Origin of the sequence: Pseudomonas sp. HY2-MNA-CIBAN-0224, from assembly GCF_040310285.1 — a bacterium.
Taxonomy (GTDB): Bacteria; Pseudomonadota; Gammaproteobacteria; order Pseudomonadales; family Pseudomonadaceae; genus Aquipseudomonas; species Aquipseudomonas helleri.
This window is the reverse complement of record NZ_JBEOPQ010000002.1, coordinates 47,332-72,966: the sequence shown is the minus strand read 5'-3', so window position 1 is coordinate 72,966 and position 25,635 is coordinate 47,332. Positions and strand designations below refer to the sequence as shown.

Annotated in this window: 19 protein-coding genes; 7 read left to right on the top strand and 12 right to left on the bottom strand. The window is 58.5% G+C overall.

The features are described 5' to 3' along the window. The first annotated feature begins 94 nt into the window (after positions 1-94). The gene (locus tag AAEZ03_RS02215) at positions 95-799 is read left to right on the top strand and encodes a YebC/PmpR family DNA-binding transcriptional regulator (protein WP_350575663.1); all 705 of its coding nucleotides are present in this window, start codon (positions 95-97) and stop codon (positions 797-799) included. A gap of 81 nt (positions 800-880) precedes the next feature. Here AAEZ03_RS02215 and AAEZ03_RS02210 read toward each other — a convergent pair whose 3' ends face one another. From AAEZ03_RS02210 to AAEZ03_RS02200, 3 genes are all read right to left on the bottom strand, one after another. After that, positions 881-2,191 carry a protein kinase gene (locus AAEZ03_RS02210; protein ID WP_350575660.1) on the bottom strand — a complete coding sequence of 437 codons (1,311 nt, stop codon included), beginning with the start codon at positions 2,189-2,191 and terminating at the stop codon, positions 881-883. Positions 2,192-2,233: 42 nt separating this feature from the next. Next, a complete protein-coding gene (locus tag AAEZ03_RS02205) occupies positions 2,234-3,385 on the bottom strand; it encodes a M14 family metallopeptidase (RefSeq protein WP_278940031.1) in 1,152 nt (383 codons plus the stop codon). Positions 3,386-3,951: 566 nt separating this feature from the next. Continuing rightward, positions 3,952-4,299, bottom strand: a complete 348-nt coding sequence (locus AAEZ03_RS02200; RefSeq protein ID WP_048373084.1) for a DUF6124 family protein — start codon at positions 4,297-4,299, stop codon at positions 3,952-3,954. A gap of 130 nt (positions 4,300-4,429) precedes the next feature. On the opposite strand from AAEZ03_RS02200, the gene AAEZ03_RS02195 reads away from it, so the two are divergent. After that, a complete protein-coding gene (locus AAEZ03_RS02195; RefSeq protein ID WP_048373087.1) occupies positions 4,430-5,086 on the top strand; it encodes a LexA family protein in 657 nt (218 codons plus the stop codon). Positions 5,087-5,143: 57 nt separating this feature from the next. On the opposite strand, the gene AAEZ03_RS02190 is transcribed toward AAEZ03_RS02195, so the two are convergent. From AAEZ03_RS02190 to AAEZ03_RS02175, 4 genes are read right to left on the bottom strand one after another with little or no spacing between them, the layout of a single operon-like run. After that, positions 5,144-7,084, bottom strand: a complete 1,941-nt coding sequence (locus AAEZ03_RS02190) for an acetyl-CoA carboxylase biotin carboxylase subunit (protein ID WP_350575656.1) — start codon at positions 7,082-7,084, stop codon at positions 5,144-5,146. Beyond that, entirely contained in the window at positions 7,081-7,899 is an 819-nt protein-coding gene (locus AAEZ03_RS02185) for a gamma-carboxygeranoyl-CoA hydratase (RefSeq protein ID WP_350575654.1), read from the bottom strand. The genes AAEZ03_RS02190 and AAEZ03_RS02185 overlap by 4 nt, the downstream gene beginning before the upstream one ends. Positions 7,900-7,921: 22 nt before the next feature. Further along, on the bottom strand, positions 7,922-9,529 hold the full coding sequence (locus tag AAEZ03_RS02180; protein ID WP_350575651.1) for a carboxyl transferase domain-containing protein: 1,608 nt from the start codon (positions 9,527-9,529) through the stop codon (positions 7,922-7,924). A gap of 11 nt (positions 9,530-9,540) precedes the next feature. After that, entirely contained in the window at positions 9,541-10,704 is a 1,164-nt protein-coding gene (locus AAEZ03_RS02175; protein ID WP_048373095.1) for an isovaleryl-CoA dehydrogenase, read from the bottom strand. 206 nt (positions 10,705-10,910) lie between these two features. Between AAEZ03_RS02175 and AAEZ03_RS02170 the strand changes: the two genes are divergently transcribed. Further along, positions 10,911-12,593: an AMP-binding protein gene (locus AAEZ03_RS02170; protein WP_350575647.1), complete on the top strand. Its 1,683-nt coding sequence runs from the start codon at positions 10,911-10,913 to the stop codon at positions 12,591-12,593. Positions 12,594-13,265: 672 nt separating this feature from the next. Here the strand turns inward: AAEZ03_RS02170 and AAEZ03_RS02165 are convergent. Genes AAEZ03_RS02165 through AAEZ03_RS02155 form a run of 3 tightly spaced genes read right to left on the bottom strand, consistent with a single transcriptional unit; the run spans position 13,266 to position 15,579 of the window. Next, positions 13,266-14,162 (bottom strand): hydroxymethylglutaryl-CoA lyase, encoded by an 897-nt coding sequence (locus AAEZ03_RS02165; protein WP_123750102.1) that lies wholly within the window; start codon positions 14,160-14,162, stop codon positions 13,266-13,268. A gap of 26 nt (positions 14,163-14,188) precedes the next feature. Then, positions 14,189-14,587 (bottom strand): MerR family transcriptional regulator, encoded by a 399-nt coding sequence (locus AAEZ03_RS02160; protein ID WP_048373101.1) that lies wholly within the window; start codon positions 14,585-14,587, stop codon positions 14,189-14,191. Positions 14,588-14,613: 26 nt separating this feature from the next. Continuing rightward, positions 14,614-15,579: a LysR family transcriptional regulator gene (locus tag AAEZ03_RS02155; RefSeq protein WP_048387343.1), complete on the bottom strand. Its 966-nt coding sequence runs from the start codon at positions 15,577-15,579 to the stop codon at positions 14,614-14,616. Positions 15,580-15,737: 158 nt separating this feature from the next. Between AAEZ03_RS02155 and AAEZ03_RS02150 the strand changes: the two genes are divergently transcribed. Beyond that, positions 15,738-16,952, top strand: coding sequence for an acyl-CoA dehydrogenase (locus tag AAEZ03_RS02150; RefSeq protein ID WP_350575642.1), 1,215 nt, complete (start codon positions 15,738-15,740; stop codon positions 16,950-16,952). Here AAEZ03_RS02150 and AAEZ03_RS02145 read toward each other — a convergent pair. Next, positions 16,949-18,265, bottom strand: coding sequence for a substrate-binding domain-containing protein (locus tag AAEZ03_RS02145; RefSeq protein WP_350575640.1), 1,317 nt, complete (start codon positions 18,263-18,265; stop codon positions 16,949-16,951). The two genes, AAEZ03_RS02150 and AAEZ03_RS02145, sit on opposite strands and share 4 nt — an antisense overlap. Positions 18,266-18,406: 141 nt before the next feature. After that, positions 18,407-19,219: an exodeoxyribonuclease III gene (xthA, locus tag AAEZ03_RS02140; RefSeq protein ID WP_350575637.1), complete on the bottom strand. Its 813-nt coding sequence runs from the start codon at positions 19,217-19,219 to the stop codon at positions 18,407-18,409. A 167-nt stretch (positions 19,220-19,386) separates the two neighbouring features. Between xthA and AAEZ03_RS02135 the strand changes: the two genes are divergently transcribed. The 3 genes from AAEZ03_RS02135 (at position 19,387) to AAEZ03_RS02125 (ending at position 25,508) form a co-directional block, all read left to right on the top strand. Further along, on the top strand, positions 19,387-20,037 hold the full coding sequence (locus tag AAEZ03_RS02135) for a GNAT family N-acetyltransferase (protein WP_262126604.1): 651 nt from the start codon (positions 19,387-19,389) through the stop codon (positions 20,035-20,037). 63 nt (positions 20,038-20,100) lie between these two features. Beyond that, on the top strand, positions 20,101-21,828 hold the full coding sequence (locus tag AAEZ03_RS02130) for an autotransporter assembly complex protein TamA (RefSeq protein ID WP_350575634.1): 1,728 nt from the start codon (positions 20,101-20,103) through the stop codon (positions 21,826-21,828). Further along, positions 21,825-25,508, top strand: coding sequence for a translocation/assembly module TamB domain-containing protein (locus tag AAEZ03_RS02125; RefSeq protein ID WP_350575631.1), 3,684 nt, complete (start codon positions 21,825-21,827; stop codon positions 25,506-25,508). The genes AAEZ03_RS02130 and AAEZ03_RS02125 overlap by 4 nt, the downstream gene beginning before the upstream one ends. Positions 25,509-25,635 lie beyond the last annotated feature (127 nt).

The following is a 25,635-nucleotide window of genomic DNA, read 5'->3' as shown; positions in this document are numbered from 1 at the left end:
TGGATTTTTTGGTCGATTGACGACTTTCAGCCGTATAAACTTGCCTCCATTCGACGGCCAAGCCGCCGCGACACACCCGATTGAGAGATGAGTAATGGGCGCACAGTGGAAGGTTAAACACAAAGCGGAAGCCGCAAACAGCCGCGGCAAGATTTTCGGCAAGTTGGCCAAGGAGCTGACAGTAGCAGCCCGTAACGGTGCTGACCCGGACATGAATTCGCATTTGCGGCTGGTCTATGAGCAGGCCAAAAAAGCCTCGATGCCCGCTGACACCATCAAGCGTGCCATCAACAAAGGTGCCGGTATCGGTACTGAAGCGGTGCAATACTCCCGTGTGACCTACGAAGGTTTCGCCCCGCATCAAGTGCCGTTGATTGTTGAGTGCCTGACTGACAACGTTAACCGTACTGTTGCTGAAATTCGTGTGGCATTCCGTAAGGGCCAGTTGGGCGCTTCGGGTTCGGTGGCATGGGACTTTAACCATGTAGGCCTGATCGAAGCCAAGCCGGACACAGCCGATGCTGATCCTGAGATGGCGGCTATCGAAGCTGGCGCCCAGGATTTTGAAGAAGGCGAAGAAGAAGGCACCACCTTGTTCATCACTGAAACCACTGACCTGGATGCGGTGCAGAAGGCACTGCCTGAGCAGGGTTTTACGGTGTTGTCGGCCAAGTTGGGTTACCAAGCGAAGAACCCGGTGACCAGCCTGACTGAGGAGCAAATGGCTGAAGTCCAGGAGTTCCTGGCCAAGCTTGAAGAGCAGGACGACGTGCAGGACCTGTTCGTAGCCTTGGCATAAAGCCCGGTTGCGCTCGGCTCGCGATCTTTTAAATCATCAAAAGATCGCGAGGCAAGCTCGCTCCTACAGGAGGGGGGGGCTTCAGGCCAATGCCTGGCTGATGGCAGCGAAATCCGGACGGGCCATTACGTCAGGTTGAGTGCACCGCTGCTGCAGATCCTTCCACTTCGCGTGTTGTTGATCGCTCATGTCTGAGTCGATCCGCTCCAGCAATTCCCCCAGCAAAATCCCGAATGCACGGACTTCAATGCGTTGCAGGGCACGGCTCTGCGGGCTGTTGTCGAGGGCGTGAAAACACGCCGCACCAAAGTCGCCGAGCAGGCAGTCACCTTCGTGGCTGTACAAAATATTGTGCGCGTATAAATCGCCATGACAGATGCCTTGCGCATGCAAGTGATCTGCTGCCGAGGCGATACCGCGGGCAATACGCAAGGCGCTGTCGTAGGTGAAGCGGGTGGCGGGGGCATAGACGTCGCGACTGCAGGTGTCGAAGCTGGGCAGGGCGGCCAGGTTCATGAACGACGGGTCGATCAGTTCCATGACCAGGCCAGCGGTTTGCTCGGGGTGCCCCGTCACGCGGCCCAGAACCTTGATCAGGTTGGGATGCTGGCCGGCGGCAATGCAGGCATTCATTTCATTGAGCGGCGAACCATCGCTGGTCATGCTGCCTTTGTACAGCTTGACCGCAACCGCGTGTGCCACTTGGTCAGGAGCGTTCCATTGCGCCTGGTGAATAATCCCCGACGCGCCTTCGCCCAGTTTTTGCCCCAGCTCAAGGTGCGACCACTCGATGTCAGGAGTGTTGTCGGCTTCTCGCAGGGCGCTGGCGTCTTCACGCAACGGATTCCCGGCGTAGGCCAGCCAGCTCAAGCCCGGCAAGGCCAGCACGGTCTCAGGCAGTTCGGTGAACTGGTTGGCTGCCAGACGGATCAGCTCCAGACGCTCGCACCGGGCCAGGCTGGCCGGTAACGTTTGCAGGCGGTTGCCGGCCAACATCAGCTTTTGCAGCAAGGGCCGCTGGCCCAGTTCGTCGGGCAACTGCTGGATGCGGTTATCCGTGAGGATCAGCCAACGCAATAACGGCGGCAATGCTGCGCCAGGGACGTGCTCGATTTGATTAGCCTTGAAGCCGATCATGTTCAGTTTCGTGCATTGCCCCAGGCAGGCAGGCAGTTCGGTGAACTGGTTGTCCGAGCAGAACAGAATGCGCAGATGGCTCAGGCGGTGCAGGTCCTCGGGCAAGCGGCTGAGGGCGTTGCCACTCAGATTGAGGATCTCCAGGGTGTCAGCCAACTGGAAAATTTCGGGTGGGAATTCAGTCAGCCCGCACGACAGATCCAGACGTTTAAGACCGACCAATTGGCCGGCGCGCAGTTTAGCGAGGGTATCCATAAGCAGGCGGTGTGTACTCGTGCACGTAAAAGAAAAAGTGGCTCAACGCAGCTCGCGAACCATATCTGACAAGGTGCTCAGCACGCTCTTGCCCAATTGCATGGAGCGCTTGCCAGACCAGCCGGTGATCGGGTCCGGTGCATTGTTGTTGTCCTTGAAAGGCATCTCAAGGGTCAGCGACAGACAGTCAAAACGTTGACCCACGCTGTTGCAGGCCAGGGTCATATTGGCTTGGCCGGGCTCGTCACGGGTGTAGCCATGCTCGGTCTGGAAGTCTGGCGTCAGCTTGCTCAGGTGGCTGCGAAAGCGCTCTTCAAGGTCTGCCAGGCGTTTGGTGTAGTCAGGGTTGCCTTCACACCCTGCGGTGAATACGTAGGGGATTTCTTCGTCGCCGTGAATGTCCAGAAACAGGTCGACACCGTAGTGCTGCATCTGCTCCAGGGCGAAGAATACTTCAGGGCTGACATCGCGCTCGGTATGTTGCCAGGCGCGGTTTAAATCCTGGCCATTGGCATTGGTGCGCAAGTGACCGTGAAACGCGCCGTCCGGGTTCATGTTCGGGATCAGGTACAAATCGGCAAAGTCCAGCAACTTTCGTAGCTGTGGGTCGCTGCCCTGTTCAAGCCGTTCAAGAATGCCCTGCATAAACCACTCGGCCATGTGCTCGCCGGGGTGTTGCTGGGCAATGATCCAGATCTTGCGCTTGTGGGGACCGCCGGTGCCTTTGCGCAATAGCGGTATATCGCGTCCTTCGACGCTTTTGCCGATGGCCAGTACCTCACAGCCGGACCACTGCAACGCGTTTTTGATCAACTCGTCGTGGCGTGCACGGCTGTAGGGTTCGAAGTAAGCAAACCAGACCTGTGGTTGCTCTGCTTTCAGGCTGAAGGTCAGCGCAGTGCCGTCGAACTCAGTCGGGACGCGAAACCAGCTCTCTTGATCGTAGGACGCCACCGCTTGATAGCCATCCCAGGCTTTGTTGTAGGAAGACTGGCTGGCGTTGCCTAATTCAAAACGGTGTGTCTGGCCGATTTGCAGGCCATCGACTTTGAAATGAAACCACTGGAAATGTGCGCTCCGGGTGTCGGGTTTTATCGCCAGCCGCACATGCAGCGGATTGCTGGCATCCAGCACCTGGATGTTGCCACTGTCAAAGTCACTGGTGATATGAAGTGCAGAGGGCGCCACGGTCATCGTCCACATCCTGGAATCAGATAATTGTGGTCGCTACTTTACCTTGCAACCGCAATGGGCCAATACGCAATTTTGGAAAGGGGGGGAGAGGACAACGGGGGGGGGCGTCATCCTTGACGCCGCGCGAGAATAGCGTTTTTGAGAGTGATTCTCAAGTTCAAAATCGCTATTACGGCTAAGGTCTCGGGTAATAAGCTTCCGCTGATCAATATTCTTTTGCTATCATCGCCGGCATCGTAGCGGTCACCGAAAAAAACCGGCCGCACACAAGACTTCATTAGCCTGAAGCACGCTGAGCCAGATAACTGGCCGCAAAAAAAGACCCGGCCATAAGCCGGGTCAAATAACCGTGATTAGCCTGATGAGGAGATAATTCGAAGACCGACCTAAGGTCATTTGAATTATCGACTGATCTCGCGACCAGTTGCTTGCAATAGTAATCATTATCATTTGCAAGTCAAACGTTTTTCCTCACTTTTTCGACATTTATTTTCCCTCTCTCCTGCAAAGGCTCTAGCCCGCTGGTTTTTCAATCAAGCGGCCGGGCATCTTCTGGGCTGTTTTAGCTATCGGTTGGTCAGTTTTTGCACATCCAGAGCCTTGTCCAGGAGCTGCTTGGCTGACTCGATAAAAAATGCCAGTGCCAGAAACTGATCGCGATGCGCACCCTGATGGGTGTCTGCTGCGCTATGCACCATGCTCACCCCGCATCGCAAGTATTCGCAGGCAGTGACCATGGCTTCTTCCTGGCTCACGTCATCGCTCACAACGAACACTTTCTTCTCTTGAGGCGGCTGGGAAACAGCTGGTTTCAAATAATAGTCGAGTGCGCGCTGGGTGGCGGCGTCGTCTTTTAGCGCTTCAAGCTCAATATCGAGCTCAGTTTCCGGCGTAATTTTTGTTATGGAAGTCATGATTTACCTGCGTTTCTGAGATTAATCGGATCAGCCGGAGTCAGATTAGTACAATAAGTATTTTGACTATTGGTTTAAATAATACGGAATGTGTATTGTTGCTCGGAATTCAATCCGTATTGTTCGGCCAATGGATAAATGGATCGCTTTAGTCAGAACCAAATTGCGCGAGCAAAAACTCACGCAAGAGAAACTCGCCGAACGCGTTGGCGCTTCCCAAGGGGGCGTTGGGCATTGGCTCAATAAACGCCGTCAGCCCGACCTGCTCACGATGAACAAAGTGCTGCACGCCTTGGGGCTGGAGCACCTGGAAGTCGCGTTGGTGATTCGTGGACGCAATGAGGCAGCGAATGACCCGAGCGTTGACGAACCCACCTACGACATAACGTCTGCATTCCGTTATCCCGTCAGTGACTGGGCGACGGCAGGCCAGATTAACGAGAAAGTGCTGCCGGGTTATCAGCCGGGCATCCGTTTTGAGGTCAGCGACCATTACGCCAAAGGGGCGGCATTCTGGTTGCAAGTGATGGGGGATGCGATGACAGCCCCAATGGGCGTCAGTGTTCCGCAAGGCATGATGATTCTGGTGGATCCGGATATTGAGGCAGAACCCGGCAAAATGGTGATTGCCCGTACGCCTGAGTTGACCGAGGCGACGTTCAGGCAGCTCAGCGAAGAAAGCGGCCAGCTTTACCTCAAGCCGCTGAACCCGACTTACCCGAAAGTGTTGTTTGATGAGCGTTGCTCGATTATCGGGGTGGTGGTGCAGGCCAGCACCAAATTTTGAATAACACCCGGCACAGGCCCGGAAAAAAGCGGATACCGTTGCCGGTATCCGCTTTTTTTATTCCATTTCGATCAGTGCGGTTCCCTCGCTGACCATTTCCCCTTCCTCGCAGAACAACGCCTTGATGACGCCCGCCTGGGGGGCGCGCAGGCTGTGCTCCATCTTCATCGCTTCGAGCACAACGAGTTGTGCGCCGGCTTCGACCGATTGGCCCGCTTCTACCAGCACGCGAACCACGCTGCCGTTCATGGGCGCGGTCAGGCCGCCTTGCTGGCCGTGGCTGGCGCTGACGGCGGCAATAGGGTCGTAGAGGCTGACGCTGTGGACTTCGCCTTGCCAGCGCATGTACAGCGTGTCGCCGTGACGAATGGCCAGGTGTTGACGGCGTATCCCGTCGTGTTCGATCACCAACTGTTCGTTGTGCAAGGTGGCCTTGGGTTCGCCGAGGCTGACCACGTGGCGCTCATCACCGGCGCTCAAGACCAGCAGGGTTTTGGCCGGCAGGCCGCTGCGAAAGCCCGTGTGCAGGGCCCAGGGTGAGGTCGGGTCATCGTTGCGTGGCTCAGGGGCCAGGCTTTGCTGGAATGCTTGAGCGGCGGCCTGCCAAAAGGCCTCTGGCAACGGTTGGGCAGGCGGCAGCAGTTGTGCCTGATACCGCGGGATAAACCCGGTGTCCAGTTCGGCTGCGGCAAAGGCGGGATGGCCGATGATGCGGCGCAGGAAGCTCAGGTTGGTTTTCAAGCCACCAATGGCGAACTCATCGAGCATCGCCAGCAAGCGCAAGCGGGCTTGTTCACGGTCTTCGCCCCAGGCAATCAGCTTGCCGAGCATCGGGTCATAAAACGGTGACACTTCATCGCCTTCGCTGACACCGCTGTCTACCCGGCGTCCCGTCCCGGCTGCTGACTCGCGGTACACCTGGAGGCGACCGGTTTGCGGGAGGAAGTCATTGCTCGGGTCTTCAGCATACAAACGCACTTCAATCGCGTGCCCGCGTAACGGCACTTGCGCCTGGGTGATCGGCAAGGCTTCGCCGCGTGCCACACGGATTTGCCAGTCCACCAGGTCCAGGCCGGTGATGGCCTCAGTCACCGGGTGTTCGACTTGCAGGCGAGTATTCATCTCCATAAAGAAGAATTCGCCGCGGGCATCGAGCAAGAACTCCACGGTACCTGCACCGACGTAGCCGATGGCCTGTGCGGCGCGAACCGCAGACTCGCCCATGGCGCGGCGTTGCTCTGCGCTGAGGCCGGGCGCGGGGGCTTCTTCAACGACTTTCTGGTGGCGGCGTTGAATCGAGCAGTCGCGTTCGTTGAGGTACAGGCAGTTGCCGTGCTGGTCGGCAAACACCTGGATCTCGACGTGCCGGGGTTTGAGTACATATTTCTCGACCAGCATCCGCGCATCGCCAAACGAAGACAGTGCTTCACGCTGAGCAGAAGCCAGGGCGTCGGCCAGTTGGCTGACGTCCTCGACCACTTTCATGCCCTTGCCACCGCCACCCGCCGTGGCTTTTAGCAGTACCGGGTAGCCGATACGCTCGGCGGCAACGCGGAAGGTTTCCAGGTCTTGCGCTTCGCCGTGATAGCCCGGCACCAATGGCACTCCGGCTGTTTCCATCAAGGCTTTGGCGGCGGACTTGCTGCCCATGGCATCAATGGCCGAGGCGGGCGGCCCGAGAAAAATCAGCCCAGCGGCTTCAATCGCACGGGCAAAGCCCGCGTTCTCGGACAAAAAGCCATACCCCGGATGTATCGCTTGCGCACCGCTGGCCTGGGCGGCGGCAATGATCTTGTCGATTTTCAGGTAGCTGTCGGCGGCCTTGCTGCCACCCAGATCCACGCAGATATCTGCTTCGCGACAATGCCGCGCATCGCGGTCAGTGCTGCTGTGCACGGCGACTGTGGTGAGGCCCAGCGCCTTGGCGGTGCGCATGACCCGGCAGGCGATCTCGCCGCGGTTGGCGACCAGTAACGAAGTAATCAGAGGGGCGCTCATGAACGCGGCTCCTGGGTCGATGTGTCTGTTTGCCAGCGGGGCGTGCGTTTTTGCAGAAAGGCCCGCAAGCCTTCCTGGCCTTCGGGGCTGACCCGGATCCGGGCAATTGCGTTTTCGCAGTAGCGGCGAATGGCGGGCGTCGGCGCGCCGTGGCTGACTTCGCGCAGCAAGTCCTTGCAGGCGCGCATGGCCTGCGGGCTGTTGAGTAACAGGTTGTCGGTCCAATGGGCGATCTGCTGCTCCAGCTCGGCCTGCGGGTAGCATTCTGCAAGCAGCCCCAGTTCACGGGCGCGCAGCCCGCTGAAGCGCTCGGCGGTCAGGGCAAACCGGCGGGCGGCGCGTTCGCCAATCGCTTGCACGACAAACGGGCTGATGACGGCCGGGGCCAGGCCGATGCGCACTTCAGACAAGCAGAACTGCGCATCCTCGGCACCAATCGCCATGTCGCAGGCGCTGATCAAGCCCAAAGCACCGCCATACGCGGCACCTTGCACCACCGCCAGGGTCGGGATTTTCAGTTTGGCCAGGTTGTACATCAACTCGGCCAGGTGGCGCGCGTCATCCAGGTTGGTGTTGTAGTCGAGTTCGGCCGATTGTTGCATCCAGGCCAGATCAGCCCCGGCGCTGAAATGCTTGCCGCGTCCGCGCAGCAACAGAAAGCGCAGCGTGCCATCGCTCTGAACCTTATCAAGCGCGACGATCAGTTCCTGGATCATCTCGGCGTTAAAGGCGTTGTTCTTCTGCTCGCGACTCAACCACAGGGTGGCGAAACCCCGAGGGTCGGTGTGCAGTTCAAGGGTGTTGAAGTCGTTCATGTGCGTCAGTCCTTTAATCGCATTACATGCGGAACACGCCGAAACGCGTGGCTTCGATGGGCGCGTTCAACGCTGCCGACAATCCCAGCGCCAACACTTCGCGGGTTTGCGCCGGGTCAATCACGCCGTCATCCCACAACCGGGCACTGGAGTAGTAGGGGTGGCCCTGATGCTCGTATTGATCGAGGATCGGCTGCTTGATCTCGGCTTCTTCTTCGCGGCTGAACACCAGCCCGTTGCGTTCCGCCTGCTCGCGTTTGACTTGCACCAGTACCCCGGCGGCTTGCTCGGCGCCCATTACGCCAATGCGGGCGTTTGGCCACATCCACAAAAAGCGCGGGTCGTAGGCGCGCCCGCACATGCCGTAGTTACCGGCGCCAAAGCTGCCGCCGATGATCACGGTGAACTTGGGTACTTTGGCGCAAGCCACCGCCATTACCAATTTGGCGCCGTGCTTGGCGATACCGCCCGCTTCGTATTTTTGCCCGACCATAAAACCGGTGATGTTTTGCAAAAACACCAGCGGGATGCCGCGCTGGCAGGCCAACTCAATAAAGTGCGCGCCTTTTTGTGCCGCTTCAGCAAACAAGATGCCGTTATTGGCCAGGATCGCTACCGGGTAGCCGTGCAAATGGGCAAAACCACAGACCAGCGTGGTGCCGAATAGCGCTTTGAACTCATCGAACACCGAGCCGTCCACCAGCCGCGCAATGACTTCGCGCACATCAAAAGGCTGTTTGGCATCGGCCGGGACGATGCCGTACAGATCGTCCTTGGGATACAGCGGCGCCAAAGGGCTGCGGTGGTTCAACTGGCCCAGCTTGCGCCAGTTGAGGTTGGCCACACTGCGGCGGGCCAGCGCCAGAGCATGCTCGTCACTGTCAGCGTAATGGTCGGCAACGCCGGACACCTTGCAGTGCACATCGGCACCGCCCAGGTCTTCAGCGCTGACCACTTCGCCGGTGGCCGCTTTTACCAGGGGTGGCCCGGCCAGGAAAATCGTCGCTTGCTGGCGCACCATAATCGCTTCGTCAGCCATGGCCGGGACATAGGCGCCACCTGCGGTGCACGAGCCCATTACCACAGCGATTTGCGGAATGCCGGCCGCGCTCATGTTGGCCTGATTAAAGAAGATCCGGCCAAAGTGCTCGCGATCCGGGAACACTTCATCCTGACGCGGCAGGTTGGCGCCGCCCGAGTCCACCAGATAAATGCACGGCAAGCGGTTTTGTTCGGCAATCGTCTGCGCGCGCAGGTGCTTCTTTACCGTCAGCGGGTAGTAAGAACCGCCTTTGACCGTGGCATCGTTCGCCACAATCATGCATTCAACCCCTTCGACCCTACCGATACCGGCGATGATTCCTGCGGCTGGAACGTCTTCGCCGTACACGCCATAGGCAGCCAACTGACTGAGCTCCAGAAAGGCCGAGCCCGTGTCCAGCAACCGGTCAATCCGCTCACGGGGCAGCAACTTGCCACGTGAGGTGTGGCGCTCTTGGGCCTTGGCGCCGCCGCCTTGCTGCACCTGGTCAAGCAACGCGTGCAGAGCGTCGACCTGTTTGAGCATGGCCTCGCGGTTGGTCGCGAACTCCGCAGAGCGCGGGTTGATGGTCGTATGCAAGATGGACATACGTGCGCTCCTCAGCGGGTTTCGTTAAACAGTTCGCGACCAATCAACATACGGCGGATTTCACTGGTGCCCGCGCCGATCTCATAGAGCTTGGCGTCACGCAGCAGGCGCCCGGCAGGGAATTCATTGATGTAGCCGTTACCGCCCAGAATCTGGATCGCGTCGAGGGCCATCTGCGTGGCGCGCTCGGCGCTGTACAAGATCACCCCGGCGGCGTCCTTGCGCGTGGTTTCGCCGCGTTCGCAGGCAGCCGCCACCGCGTACAGGTAAGCGCGGCTGGCATTGAGCTGGGTGTACATGTCGGCCACCTTGCCCTGGATCAGCTGGAATTCGCCGATGCTCTGGCCAAACTGTTTGCGATCGTGGATGTACGGCACCACCAGGTCCATGCACGCCTGCATGATCCCGGTCGGGCCGCCTGAGAGCACGACGCGCTCGTAATCGAGGCCACTCATCAACACTTTGACGCCAGCATTGAGGGTGCCCAGGAGGTTTTCTTCGGGGACTTCAACGTCGTCGAAAAACAGTTCGCAGGTGTTAGAACCGCGCATGCCGAGCTTGTCGAAATGGGTGCTGCGGCTGAAGCCTTTCCAGTCACGCTCAACAATAAAAGCGCTGATGCCGTGTGGGCCTTTTTCCAGGTCGGTTTTGGCGTAGATCACATACGTGTTGGCGTCCGGGCCGTTGGTGATCCAGGTTTTGCTGCCGTTAAGGACGAAATGATCACCGCGCTTGTCGGCGCGCAGCTTCATCGACACCACGTCAGACCCGGCATTGGGCTCGCTCATGGCCAGGGCGCCAATGTGTTCGCCGCTGATCAACTTGGGCAGGTATTTGAGTTTTTGCGCATGGCTGCCGTTGCGGTTGATCTGGTTGACGCACAGGTTGGAGTGCGCCCCGTACGAAAGGGCCACAGACGCCGAGCCGCGGCTGATTTCTTCCATGGCGACCACGTGGGCCAGGTAGCTCAGGCCAGTGCCGCCGTATTCTTCCGGCACGGTGATGCCCAGCAGGCCCATGTCACCGAACTTGCGCCACATGTCGGCGGGGAACAGGTTGTCTTTGTCGATTTGCGCCGCGCGGGGGCTGAGCTCGTCAGCCACAAAGGCTTGTACCTGATCGCGCAGCATGTCGATGGTTTCGCCCAGGGCGAAGTTCAAAGTCGGGTAGCTCATGGGGCACCTTGGTCATTGTTCTTATAAACGGCGTTAACAGCATCGCCATGGGTAAGCTTTACGTTAACGTAAACTTGGCAATGAATGCTGTCAATGACCTTTACGTTAACGTCAACTTGGTTCAGAGTAATTGCTATTCTGCACAGAGGGAATGCGTGAGTGCGCGTCTTCCCCATGCTCCCAAAACAATCACAAGAGGAGTTGTCATGAAGCCGCAATCTGTCCCCAGTTACAGCCAGGGCGCGCTGGACAAGCCGTTGCTGGCGATGACCATCGGTCAGGCGTTCGATCAAACCGCTGCCCGCTACTCCGACGGTGAAGCGTTGGTGGTGCGCCATCAGCAGCAGCGTTACAACTGGGCGCAGTTGGCTCAGGCCGTTGACCTTCACGCCAGGGCCTTTCTGGCGTTGGGCATGCAGGCGGGCGACCGGTTGGGCGTGTGGGCGCCTAACTGTGCCGAGTGGTTTATCTGCCAGTTTGCCAGCGCCAAAATTGGCGTGATTCTGGTCAACATCAACCCGGCCTATCGTTTGTCTGAGCTTGAATACGTGCTCAAACAATCAAAGTGCCAGTGGCTGGTGAGCGCGAGTACGTTCAAGACCTCGAACTACCACGCGATGCTCCAGGAGTTGCTGCCTGAGCTGGAAGGGCAGGCGGCCGGGCAACTCAACAGCGAGCGTTTTGAAGACTTGCGCGGGGTGATCAGCCTCGATGCACAACCGCCCGCAGGGTTCTTGCCCTGGCCGCAACTGGCCACATTGGGCAGCGGCATTGCAGTGCAGCAACTCTACGTGCGACAGGCCAGCCTTCAGCCCGACCAGCCGGTGAACATTCAGTACACCTCTGGCACCACGGGCTTTCCTAAAGGTGCGACGCTCAGCCACCGCAATATTCTCAACAACGGTTACATGGTTGGCGAAAGCCTGGGGCTGACGGCCGCTGACCGGCTGGTGATTCCGGTGCCGCTGTATCACTGCTTTGGCATGGTGATGGGCAACCTGGGGTGCGTAACCCACGGCACCACCATGATTTACCCGGGCGACGCCTTTGACCCCACGCTGACCCTGCAAGCCATCGCCGAAGAGCGGGCTACAGCGCTATACGGGGTGCCGACCATGTTTATTGCCTTGCTCGATCACCCCGAGCGCGCCGGCTTTGACGTGTCGAGCCTGCGTACCGGGATCATGGCCGGCGCCACCTGTCCGATAGAAGTGATGCGCCGCGTGATCAGCGAAATGCACATGGGTGAGGTGCAAATTGCTTATGGCATGACTGAAACCAGCCCGGTGTCCATGCAGACCGGGCCGGATGATGATCTGGAATTACGCGTGACCACCGTAGGGCGTACTCAACCGCACCTGGAGAACAAGCTGATCGACGCGCAAGGCAATATCGTCGCTCGCGGTGAGGTGGGTGAACTGTGCACCCGTGGTTACAGCGTGATGCTGGGTTACTGGAACAACCCGCAAGCGACCCGCGAAGCCTTGGACAGCGAAGGCTGGATGCACACCGGTGACCTGGCAGAGATGAATGAGCAGGGCTATGTGCGCATTGTCGGGCGTAACAAGGACATGATTATTCGGGGCGGCGAGAACATTTACCCGCGTGAGCTGGAAGAGTTCTTTTTCACCCACCCTGCGGTGGCGGACGTGCAGGTTATCGGGATCCCGGATGAAAAATACGGCGAAGAGATTGTCGCCTGGATCAAATTTCACCCTGGCCACAGTGCCAATGAACTTGAGCTGCAAACGTGGTGCAAGTCGCGCATCGCCCACTTCAAGACGCCACGACACTTCAAGTTTGTCGACGTCTTCCCGATGACCGTGACCGGCAAGATCCAAAAATTCAAAATGCGCGAAATCAGTATTTTGGAGATCAGAAAGGTCTAGGCCGCTGGTTTTATGTGGAACTCTGTTTGTCGTGGGAGCGGGCTTGCTCGCGAATGGGTCGGCTGTGTGCAACAAGCACACCGCGTTGGCTGAATCGCGAGCAAGCCCGCTCCCACAGAAACACAAACCCCAGACAGCACAAAGGGGAGCCTAGGCTCCCCTTTAACGTGTCGTTGCGTGCTCTTTTTATTATTGAAGGGTGGTCTATTGTTGTTTTTGGAACTCACCCTTTGCTGCGTTTTTTTGCGATCCCCATCCGGGATCAAGAGCAAACGTATTTTTTTGAGCGCTGATCCACTTTTATCACTGGCTATCAAACCGGTGATCCAACCTGAACGGGTGCTACCTGAAGGTAGTTTTATTGTTCTCTGCCCGGTTGCGAGGTGGTTCTTGGCTCCCCGGAAAAGTAAACCTTCTCCAAAAAAATCTGTTAGCTGCGTCTCTGCCGTGTTGTTTTTGTTATGTCAGAGTCGTTTCGTATTGTTCTTATTATGTTGCTGCGGTTTTTATTCTTGTTATGCCATAGAGATAGCAGGAGCCGTGCCAACTTTTAAAAATCCTTATAAATCAATAACTTATATTTTAGGCAATAAAAAACCGGCCTGGATCAGGGCCGGTTTGTTTCCGTGTTACTCGTTTGTGTGAGGGAGCGGTAACACTCAGCCACACTTTTTAGCACTGACGCGCCTTGGCCACCCGTGACCCGGTAACACGCCCCAGCACGTTGCAGATGTGCTGGCCTGCCAGTAACAGCTTGTCCATGTCGACCCCGGTTTCGATCCCCATGCCGTTGAGCATGTACAGCACGTCTTCGGTGGCCACGTTACCGCTGGCGCCCTTGGCGTACGGGCAGCCGCCCAGGCCTGCTACTGAGCTGTCGAACACATTGATACCTTCGAGCAAGCTGGCGTAGATGTTGACCATGGCCTGGCCATAGGTGTCATGGAAATGCCCGGCGAGTTTGTCCCGGGGGACATAAGCCCCGACGGCTTCGAACATGGCACGGGTTGCCGAAGGCGTGCCGGTGCCAATGGTGTCGCCCAGCGACACTTCGTAACAGCCCATGGCGTACAGCTCTTTGGCCACGGCGGCAACTTGTTGCGCCGACACCTGGCCTTCGTACGGGCAGCCCAGCACACAAGACACATAGCCGCGCACGCTGATGCCGTGTTGCCTGGCTGATTCCATGATGGGCACAAAGCGTTCCAGGCTTTCATTGATTGAGCAGTTGATGTTGCGCTGCGAAAACGCTTCGGAGGCGGCGGCGAACACCGCCACTTCTTTAACCCCGGCGGCGACGGCGTCTTCGAAGCCGCGCATATTCGGCGTCAACGCCCCATAAACCACACCCGGCTTGTGCTGGATCTGCGCGAAGACCTCGGCGGAACCGGCCATTTGCGGCACCCATTTAGGCGACACAAAACTGCCGACTTCGATATAGCCCAGCCCGGCGTCGGTCAGGGCGTTCACCAACTGCACCTTGTCGGCCACGCTGATGGGCTGGGCTTCATTTTGCAAACCGTCGCGCGGGCCGACTTCAATCAGGCGCACATGGGTGGGAAATGTCATGGGGGGATCACCAGGGTTGTTATGTTTTAGGAGGCCGTCTGACTTTTTATCGTGTGTTCAAGCGCCTGGATACAGCGTTCTTCGGCCGTATCCAGTTCAAGTTGCATCTGCTGTATATCCAGCAACTGTTGCTCCAGCTGTTCACGGCGCTCGGCTATTTTGGCCAGCATGCTGTTCAACTGTTTCTGGTTGCCGCTGGTAGGGTCGTAAAGCTCAATCAGCTCGCGACATTCGGCCAGCGAAAAACCGATGCGCTTGCCGCGCAAAATCAGCTTCAGGCTGACTTTGTCCCGCGCCGAATAGATCCGCTCCTGACCGCGACGTTCGGGGGCGAGCATGCCTTGTTCTTCGTAAAAACGAATGGCACGGGTGGTGATATCAAGTTCGCGGGCAAGGTCGGAAATACTGTACGTCTGGCTGCTCATGGGCGGGCTCTGGAAGGATCATGCCGTTAAGCTAAAGGTTGGTTGACGTTTACGTCAAGCAAGCGCTGCGCCTCGGCTTTCTTTTCCAGTGCCAATTGCTGCTGGCACACCTCGATCAACTGCTCACGCATCCAGCGGTTGGCGGGGTCTTGCTCGGTGCTTTCGTGCCAGTACAAATGTGTTTCCACGCTCGGCAATTCGCTGATGGGCAGCGGCACAAAATGCAGGCCATGGCGACGGGCAAAACGCTCGGGCACGGTCATGACCATGTCGGTTTGCTGCAAGACATTGGAGGCCATCAAGTAGTGCTGGGAGCGTAAGGTGATTTTGCGTTGCAGGCCGATTTTGCCCAGTGCCAGGTCCACCTGGCCGAGGCCGTTGCGGCGCGTCGAGATATGGATATGGGTGAGCGCCAGGTACTCGTCGAGGCTGATACTGGCCTTGCCCGCCAACGGGTGGCCTTGGCGCATGGCGCACACGTAGCGATCTTCCATCAACTTGATATGGCGCACCTGAGCGTCGGTATTGAGCGGCGCATCGACGGCGAAATCCAGTCGTCCTGCCGCCAGGTCGCTGGTGGTCTCGCGGCGGTGGGCTAAAAAGCTTTCGATTACGACGGCCGGGGCATGTCGACGCAAGCGCTGGAACAAGGGCGGCAAAATCACCGCTTCTGTCAGGTCGGTCATGCTGATACGGAACGTCTTGTTGGCCTGCAGAGGGTTAAACGTTCGGCTTTCTTGCACCGAGACCCGCAGCAGGGCCAATGCGCTGCGCACCGGGCTGATGATGTTCTGCGCCATGGGCGTGGGCACCATGCCTTGCGCCGTGCGCACAAACAGCGGGTCGTTAAAGGTTTCACGCAGCCGGGCCAACGCGTTGGACACCGCAGGCTGGGTGATGCCAATGATTTGTCCGGCGCGGGTCAGGTTGGCTTCGGTGTAAATGGCATCGAAGACGATGAACAGATTGAGGTCGACCTTGCTCAGGTTCATGGCACTGGGCTCTTGTTGTTGAAGATGGAGGCGATGGGGTGAATCATATATTGCTTATGAATGGTAATACACGTCGTTAATAGACAGCGCAAATGGAGGAGGGCTGATCTAGCATCACGGCAACGTCTATACACATTCACGGTAAAAGGTAGCCACCCATGGATTTCGCATACTCACCGAAAGTTCAGGCTTTGCGCGAACGCGTCACGGCGTTTATGGAGGCTTATGTCTATCCGGCCGAGGCGATTTTCGATCAGCAGGTGGCACAAGGCGATCGCTGGCAGCCGACGGCAATCATGGAAGAGCTCAAGCGCAAGGCCCAGGCAGAAGGCCTGTGGAACCTGTTTTTGCCGGAGTCGGAACTCGGCGCCGGGCTGACCAATCTGGAATACGCGCCCTTGGCCGAGATCATGGGCCGGTCGATGCTCGGCTCGGAGCCGTTCAACTGCTCTGCACCGGACACCGGCAACATGGAGGTGCTGGTACGTTACGCCAATGCACAGCAAAAACAGCAATGGCTGGAGCCGCTATTGCGCGGCGAGATTCGCTCGGCGTTCGCCATGACCGAGCCGGAGGTGGCCTCGTCCGATGCCACTAACATGGAGGCCCGTGCCGTGCGTGACGGCGATGAGTGGGTAATCAATGGCCGTAAATGGTGGACGTCCGGGGCCTGCGATCCGCGCTGCAAAATCATGATCTTCATGGGCCTCAGCAACCCTGAGAATGCCCGCCATCAACAGCACTCGATGATCCTGGTCCCGGTCGATACCCCCGGCGTGAAGATTGTCCGCCCGTTGCCGGTGTTCGGTTACGACGATGCGCCCCACGGTCACGCCGAGGTGCTGTTCGAGAACGTGCGTGTACCGTACGAAAACGTCCTGCTGGGCGAAGGCCGGGGTTTTGAAATTGCTCAGGGCCGCCTTGGCCCTGGCCGCATCCATCACTGTATGCGCTCAATCGGCATGGCCGAGCGAGCGCTGGAACTGATGTGTCAGCGCTCGCTGCAACGCACGGCGTTTGGTAAACCGCTGGCGCGTTTGGGTGGCAATATCGACAAAATCGCTGACTCGCGAATGGAAATCGACATGGCGCGCCTGCTCACCTTGAAAGCGGCGTACATGATGGACACCGTGGGTAACAAGGTCGCGAAAAGCGAGATCGCGCAAATCAAGGTAATTGCCCCCAACGTCGCGTTGAAGGTGATCGACCGGGCGATCCAGATTCATGGCGGGGCAGGGGTTTCGCAGGATTTCCCGCTGGCTTATATGTACGCCATGCAGCGTACCTTGCGCTTGGCAGACGGCCCGGATGAAGTGCACCGGGCGGCGGTTGGCAAATTCGAGTTGGACAAGTACGCACAATCACCGGGTTAATATACCCACACTTCAACCCGGCGATTCTTCAGGCGGCCTTCATCTTCGGTGTTGGCCGCCACCGGCATTTGCGCACCGCAGCCGCGAATCTCACGCAGCACCAAGCCACTTTTGACCAGTTCGCGGCGCACCGTCATTGCCCTGAGCTTTGACAACAGTTGTGCGCGTTCCGGGTCATCCTTGGCGTCCCCAAACCCCACCAGCGTCACTTGTTTGTTGAGTTTGTTGTGGGTTTTTAAATAGTCGACGACGCGCAGCAGATCCTGACGCGCCTTGTTGTCGAGGGTGGCGCTGCCTTCTTCAAAGCGAAAATTGACCGACAGGCGCTGGGCCTCACGGGTCAGTTCCAGGTATTCCTCGGGCATGTGGGCACCGGGCTGCACGTGGCTGGCCTGCACGGTTTGGGCAATAAAACCGTTTTGCGCGACGATGGCCTGGCCTTGGGCACTTTGGGTAAACGCCACCAGCGCCTTGGCCAGCGAGTTTTGGGTGGTGGGCGGCAGGTAAAAAAACAGGCGTCGCGACAGGGGGTAATCTTCGCTGGCGATCAAGCTGTTGAGCGGCAGCATGGGCTGCGACGCGCCATCCACAATGGCCAGGGATTTCGCTTCGCGCACGTAGGGCAGGCCGATAAAGCCAATGGCGTGGGGGTCTTTGCTCACCGCATCGGACAGCGCTTCACTGGACTCGAAACGCTGGGCCGTGCTGCTCAGCGGCCGACCGGCGCGGCTCAGGACCAATTCTTTAAAGGTATCCCAGGTGCCGGACTGATCATCCCGGACATACAAATTAATCGAACCGCCCACGCCGCCCAGCGCTTCCCACGTGGTGATGTCGCCGTTGAACACTTTGGCCAGTTGCTCGGTGTTGAGTTTTTTCAGCGGGTTATGCGGGTGCACAATAATTGCCAGGCCATCGATGGCGATGACTTGCTCGGCCTCGGGGCTTTTCAGATCGCCGAGGGCCTCTAGTTCGACCAGTTCGCGGTCCTTGATCGGCCGCGACGAGGCCACCATGTCGGCTTGCCCTGCCTTGAGCGCACTAAAACCGGTGCCGGAGCCGTGTGCGGACACATCGACACGGACCTGCTGGCCCAAGGTTTTGGTGGCAACAATGCTGTATTCGTTGGGGGGTATGACCGGGATGCTGTGAACATCATGAAAACCTTGCTCGATCAGCATGGCCGTCACCAATGCCGGGCCGAGATTGGCCCCGATGGTGTTAGAACCCTGGATGTGCAAATCCGCCGCAGGCCGGGCAAAGGCCAGGGGGGTGATTACACACAGCAGGATCAGTGACTTAAAGCGCAACATCAGCGGGCACCTTCCTGGAGCCATAGAATTGCCAGCAATTTAAGTCAGAAACGTTTCAATACAGTTACGCACACCTTCTTGCCTCGCGATCTTTTGAACCTTTAAAAGATCGCGAGGCAAGCTCGCTCCTACAAATTTAGATCATTTCAGTTCGAGCCAGATCGGTGCGTGGTCAGACGGTTTTTCCATGGCGCGCAGGTCGTAATCGACGCCAGCGGCCTTGATGCGCGGTACCAGCGCCTGAGAGGCCAGAATCACGTCAATGCGCAGACCACGTTTAGGCTCGTCTTCAAAGCCGCGGCTGCGGTAGTCGAACCAACTGAAGCGATCCGCCACCTCGGGGTGCAGGTAACGGAAGCTGTCCACCAGGCCCCAGTTTTTAAGGCGCTCAAACCACTCGCGCTCTTCCGGCAGAAAGCTGCACTTGCCGGTTTTCAGCCAGCGTTTGGCGTTGTCCGGGCCAATGCCAATGTCGCAGTCTTGCGGGGAGATGTTGACGTCACCCATTACAACCAGCGGCTGTTCGTTGCTGAACTGGCCTTCCAGCAACTGTTGCAGGTCGCTGTAGAAACGCTGCTTGGCCGGGAATTTTGTCGGGTGATCGCGGCTTTCGCCCTGTGGGAAATAGCCGTTCATGATGGTCACTGGCTGGCCATTGTCGTCAGCGTAGGTGCCCCAGATAAAGCGTCGTTGCGCGTCTTCTTCGTCGCTGGCAAAGCCCTTGTGCAGCTCCAGCGCGGGCTGGCGTGACAACAAGGCAACCCCGTAGTGGCCCTTTTGCCCGTGAAAGTGCACGTGGTAGCCCAATGCTTCGATATCGGCGAAGGGGAATTGCTCGTCGCTGACTTTGGTTTCTTGCAGGCCAATCACGTCCGGCTGGTGTTTTTCGATCAGCGCTGCCAGCTGATGCGGCCGAGCGCGCAGGCCATTGATGTTGAAAGAAACGATTTTCATGGGCGGGCAGTCCTGAGGAAAACTGCGATGTTAGCGGCCAGCGTGCAGTGGGGCAAATGGACTGCTAACGTAGGAAGCATCCAAGCAGATGGAACTGTTGCGGCCCTCGCGAGCTCGTACTCTCGAGAAGTGCCGCAACCCAAGCGACGCCAGGGAGATTGACCGTCATGACGCAAACGTTGAATGCCACTTGCCAGATCCGCCAGCTCGACAGCGGTTACTCCAAAGAAACCCGCGCCTTGCTGTATGAGGCGTATATGCATGACCCGACCTTCCGTTATGTGTTTGAAGCCCATCGCAAGGGCTACGCGCAGCGGGTGCGGGCCACGGTTCGGGCGCTGGTCAAACAACATTTTTTCCAGCAGTTACCCGCCTTGGGGTTGCTGGTGGATGACCGTCTGATCGGTGTTGCCCTGATTGCTCCGCCGCAACGGCGTCTGGGCATTACTGAGAGTTGGGCGTGGCAACTGCGCATGGTGCTGACGGCGGGCTTGCGCGGTACGCGGCGCTACCTTGAATATCATCAGGCGGTTTTGGCCTGCGTGCCGGGTGATGCGGTGCATATGCTGCCGTTGTTGGCCATTCATCCTGATTTTCAAGACTTTTCTTATGGCGAACAGTTGCTGGAAGCGGTACATAACTGGTGCGCCGTGGACGAACATTCAGAAGGTGTCGTCCTCGACAGCAGCAACCCGCGTTACCAGGAGTTTTATAAGCGTCATGGTTATGTCGAAATTGGTGAAGTGCCCTTGGGGCCCATCGTTGAGCATGTTTTCTTCCACGCCAATCCACAGGTGTTACAAGCAGCAACGGCTTAAGGGCAACTTTTTGCCCATTGGCGCGCTCTATGACCCCCTCAGCCCGTGATAGCATCCGCGCCTATGAAGTTTCCAGGAAGATTTACCAGTGGTGTTGTCCTGCTGATCAGCAGCTTTGCGGCGTATGCCCAAAGCGAGCTGGTGGTGAAGGTCAAACCGGCAAACGATGCCCTCAAGGCCAACGTGGAAGGTTATATAGGCAGCCTTGGCGATCGCGACGAGGCGGCTTTATTGCGTTTCAAGCGGGGTGCCGAGGAGCAGGCCCTTAAAGCGTTACAGGCCTTGGGCTATTACCAACCCAAGATCGAAGCCGATGTGCCAGAGGGTGACCCGCCGCGCCTGGTGTTGCACATCGACCCCGGCGAGCCCGTGCACCTGCGCAACGTGACCGTGCGCGTTGAAGGCCCTGCGGCCTCGCTCAAAGCCTTTGAAATTCCGGTCAGTGATGACCTCAAACCTGGCGCCGTGCTCAATCAGGGCAACTACGAAGACGCCAAGCGCATGATCCTCAACCGCGCGCTGCGCTACGGTTTTTTTAACGGCAAGTTCCTCAAACACGAACTGCTGGTCGACCCCAAAGGCGGGTATGCCGATATCAACCTTGTGTACGAAAGCGGCCCGCGTTTCCTGCTGGGCAAAGTCACTTTTGCCGGTGACGCACCGTTTGACCAGACCTTGCTCGACCGTCTGGTGCCCTTCAAGCCCAACACCCCTTATGACTCTGAGCTGATCGCCGAGTTAAACCAGAATCTGCAATCGAGCGGTTACTTTGAAACCGTGCGCGTTGATGCCGCGCCGAGTACGGCGGTGGGGCAAGTGATCCCGGTGGATGTAGACCTCGATACCCGCAAGCCACGCACCATGACCCTGGGCCTTGGGTACTCAACCGACACCGGCCCGCGCGGCAAAGCCAGCTGGACCCGCCATTGGGACAACCCTCGGGGCGACAGCTACGGGTTTGAATCTGAAATCTCCCAGCCCAAGCAAAATATCGGGGCCTGGTACGACATTCCGCTCGATCCGCCATTGACTGACAAACTGCGTTTTGCCGCCGGTTATCAGTACGAAGAAATTGCCAACACCGACACCTTGAGTAAATTGCTCACGGTCGGCCCTGAGTGGCACAGCAAACTGGACAACGGCTGGACGCGGATTGTTTCGCTGAGATGGCAGCACGAAGAATATCGCCTGGGCGATGACTCGGGCCTGAGCACTTTGTTGATGCCGGGCCTGTCCTACGCGGTCTTGCGCAGCGATAACCGGATTGACCCCAGCCACGGTTACAGCGTCAACCTGAGCACCCAAGTGGCCAAGCAAGGGTTGATGTCAGACACCAACCTGCTGCACGGCGATATCCAGTTCAAGGCGCTGAAAACCTTGTGGGACAAGCACCGTTTTCTGGGCCGTATCGAGTTTGGCGGCAGCGCCACCAATGGCTACAAATCCATCCCGCCGTCATTGCGCTTTTTTGCCGGTGGTGACCAGAGCGTGCGCGGTTATGACTACCAGAGCCTGTCACCCAAGAACTCCGACGGTGACCGTATCGGTGGGCGCTACCTGCTGGCCGGGAGTGTCGAGTACCAGTATCAATTTGCCGAAAAATGGCGCTGGGCGGCGTTTGTCGACAAAGGTAATGCCTTCAAGACCCTCGACTTCCCCAGCTTGAAAACCGGGGTCGGGGTGGGCATCCGCTGGATCTCGCCTGTAGGCCCCATCCGTCTCGACCTGGCCCATGCGCTGGATGACGATGGCGGCGTTCGTTTGCACTTCTCGATGGGGCCAGAACTGTGATTCGTGGTTTGAAAATAGCGGGTTTGGTGCTGTTGGCGTTAGTGCTGCTGGTGGTTGTCAGCGTCGCTGCCATTTTGGGCACGCAAGCGGGTAGCCGCTGGGCGCTGGCGCAAGTACCCGGCTTGCACATTGACAACTTTGCTGGCCGCTTGGGCGCGCAATGGAGCGCCGATCAATTGGTGTGGGAGCAAGGGGCTGATCGTGTCGAAGTGAGTCGGCCGATTTTCGCCTGGTCGCCTTCGTGCCTGATGCGCATGACCTTGTGCATCGATCAGTTGCAGGCCGACAAGGTCAACCTGCAATTTGCCCCGAGTGAAAAAGACAGCAGCAGCGGGCCGATTGAGTTGCCTGATCTGAAACTGCCCGTGGCGATCGAAGTCGGGGTGGTGAAAGTGGGCAGCATCGTGTTTGACGGTGTTGAGCAACTTAAAGGCGTACAGATTGCCGCCAAGTGGACAGCCCAAGGGCTGCAGATCGACTCGGCGCGCATTGAGCGTGAAGACCTGAACGTCGAGCTGTCGGGCCTGTTGCAACCTGTGGGTGACTGGCCGGTGACCTTGCAGGGTACGGTCAATCTGCCGCAGCAAGACAACAAGCCTTGGGCGCTGGCGCTGAAGGTTGACGGCCATGTGCGCAGCTCGATCAATCTGGTCGCTGACAGTACAGGCTACCTGGACGCTCACTTGAGCGGCGCCCTGGAGCCGCTGGCCGAGAATCTGCCCGCGCACGTCACCATAACCTCTGCCCAGTTCAAACCCAGCAGCGAACTGCCAGACACCTTGCAGCTGAATCAGTTGGCATTGTCGGCCAAAGGCGACCTCACAGGCGGTTATGAACTTGAAGGCAGCGCCAGTTTGCCTGCCGAGCAAGCCCCGGTGAGTCTCTTGCTCAAGGGCCGGGTTGACGCCAAGGGCGCACAAGTCAGCACCCTCGACCTGACCGCCAACGACAAGCAACATTTGAAACTGTCGGGTCAGGTGGATTGGCATTCAGGTTTGAGTGCCGAGGCCAAGGTCGACTGGCTGGACTTCCCCTGGCACAACCTGTACCCGGTCATTGCCAAGCCAGACGTGGATTTGCGCACTCTCAATGGCGAAGTTTCTTATACCGACGGCAAGTACCTGGGCAACCTCAAGGCCGACCTAACCGGGCCTGCGGGTGCCTTCAGCGTCAGCAGCCCGTTCAGTGGCGACCTCGAAAAAATCTTCATGCCGCAATTGGAGCTGGTGGCGGGGCAGGGCAAAGCCCGGGGCCACGTCAATGTGCAGTTTGCCGATGGCGTAGCGTGGGATACGGCGCTGGACTTGAGCGCGATCAACCCGGCGTACTGGGTGGCTGAACTGCCGGGCACCCTGGCGGGTCCGCTGCGCAGCACCGGCGAGTTCAAAAACGAGCAACTCAAACTGGACGCTAACCTCGACCTCAAAGGGCGCCTGCGTGGCCAGGCTGCGATGCTCCAGGCCAAAGCCACCGGTGAGGGCGACGCCTGGACCGTCAGCGCTCTGGACATTCGCCTGGGTGATAACCGGATTAATGGCACCGCCAGCCTGCAGCAGCAAATCAAGGCACAACTTGATTTGAACCTGCCGCGTCTGGCCCAACTGTGGCCAGAACTGCGCGGCCAGATTAAGGGCCGGGTAGACGTGGCGGGTACGCTTCAGGCGCCGCAAGGCAAAGTCACTTTGCAAGGTCAGCAAGTGGCCTTTGCCGATAACCATCTGCAAAGCCTCACGCTGGATGCCAGCCTGGATAAATCCCAGCGCGGTCGCTTCGAGCTTAAAGGCAGCGGGATCAAGGCCGGTGATACGCCGTTTGGTGTGCTGACGGCCACGGGCAGCGGTGACATCAAGCGCCAGCAACTGCAATTGGCCTTGCAGGGGCCGATGTTGCAACTCGCTCTGGCACTGGACGGCGGCCTCGACAAGGACAACTGGCGTGGGCGCCTGCTCAGCGCTGACATCAAGTACGGCCCGCAGCAATGGACCCTGCAAAACCCGGCGCGGCTTGAGCGTTTGGCTGATGGCCGGATCAATCTCGGTGCGCTGTGCCTGACCTCTGGCCCGGCCAGCTTGTGCGGTGAAGAACAGCGTTTGATGCCCGATCCTAAGCTGCGCATGCACCTCAAGCAGTTCCCGCTCGACAGTCTCGCCGAATGGTTCCCCAAAGACTTCCAGTGGCAAGGCCAGTTGAATGCCGACCTGATCCTCGATTTACCCGCCAGCGGGCCTAAAGGCCAGGTGGTGGTGGATGCCAGCGGTGGCACCTTGCGTATCAAGGATAAAGGCCAGTGGGTTGATTTCCCGTATCAGGCGTTCAAGTTGACCAGCAACCTCAACCCGAACCGGGTTGATGCAAAGTTCGACTTTGATGGCGGAAAACTCGGGCAGGTGATGTTGTCGGCGCGGATCAACCCGCTGCCTAAAAACAAGCCGATCACCGGCGATTTCCGCCTGACCGGCCTGGACGTCTCGGTGGTGCGGCCGTTCGCCCCGATGGTTGAAAAACTCACCGGCCAGTTGAACGGTTCCGGGTCGATTTCGGGGGCGCTGGTCGCGCCGTACATCACCGGTGATGTGTCGCTGACGGGCGGCGAGATCTCCGGCCCCGAGCTGCCGACCAGCTTCGAAAACCTGCAGCTCAAGGCCCACATCATGGGTGAAGCCATGCAGTTGGACGGTGGTTGGACCAGCGGCAAGCAAGGGCAGGGCACGATTACCGGGAATGTCGCCTGGGGCCAGACGATGGCCGTGAATGTCTTGCTCAAGGGCAACCACTTGCCGGTCACCGTTGAACCCTACGCCAAACTGGACGTTGCCCCGGACCTGAGAATCTCCCTCAAGCCGGACAACACCTTGTTGATCGCGGGCACGGTGAATATCCCTAAAGGTGAAATCACCGTGCGCGAGTTGCCGCCTTCAACGGTCAAGGTGTCGGATGACACGGTGATCGTCGGGCAAGACACCGGCGATGAGTCCGCGTCGCCACCGATGGTGGTCGACATGGACATCAACGTGGTGGTGGGCCAGGAGTTGCTGACGTTCTCCGGTTTTGGGCTGAACGCCGATCTGGCGGGGCAGTTTCATATCGGCAACAACCTGGACACCCGCGGCGAACTGCGCCTGATCAATGGCCGCTACCGGGCCTATGGCCAGAAACTGACCATCCGCCGGGCTCGCCTATTGTTTGCCGGGCCGATTTCTCAGCCTTACCTGGACATCGAAGCGGTGCGCCAGACTGATGACGTGATTGCCGGGATTCGCCTTACCGGCAGCGCAGAGCAGCCGACCACGCAGATCTTCTCCGAGCCGGCCATGAGCCAGGAGCAGGCGTTGTCTTACCTGATTCTGGGGCGTCCACTGACCGGAACCGGGGAAGACGACAACATGCTCGCGCAAGCGGCGTTGGGGTTGGGTTTGATGGGCAGCTCGGGCGTGACCACCAGTTTGGCCAACCACCTTGGGCTCAAGGATTTCGAACTGGATACCGAAGGCAGCGGCGACAACACCGCTTTGGTGGCCAGTGGCAAGATCAACGAGCGCCTGAGCGTGCGTTACGGGTATGGCGTGTTTGAGCCGGCCAGCACCATTGCTTTGCGTTACAAACTGAGCAAGCGGGTGTACGTCGAAGTGGCCAGCGGCCTGGCCAGTTCGCTGGATGTTTTCTACAAACGGGATTTCTAGAGCAAAAATAATTCCAGGTAGTCGCTGACGAGGTACGAAGGCTGCGATGGGTTGCGAAGCGACCCTGGACGGCGGTCCTGCGGCCCGTATCGCAGCCTTCGTGCCTCGTCAGCGACTACGCGGTTTA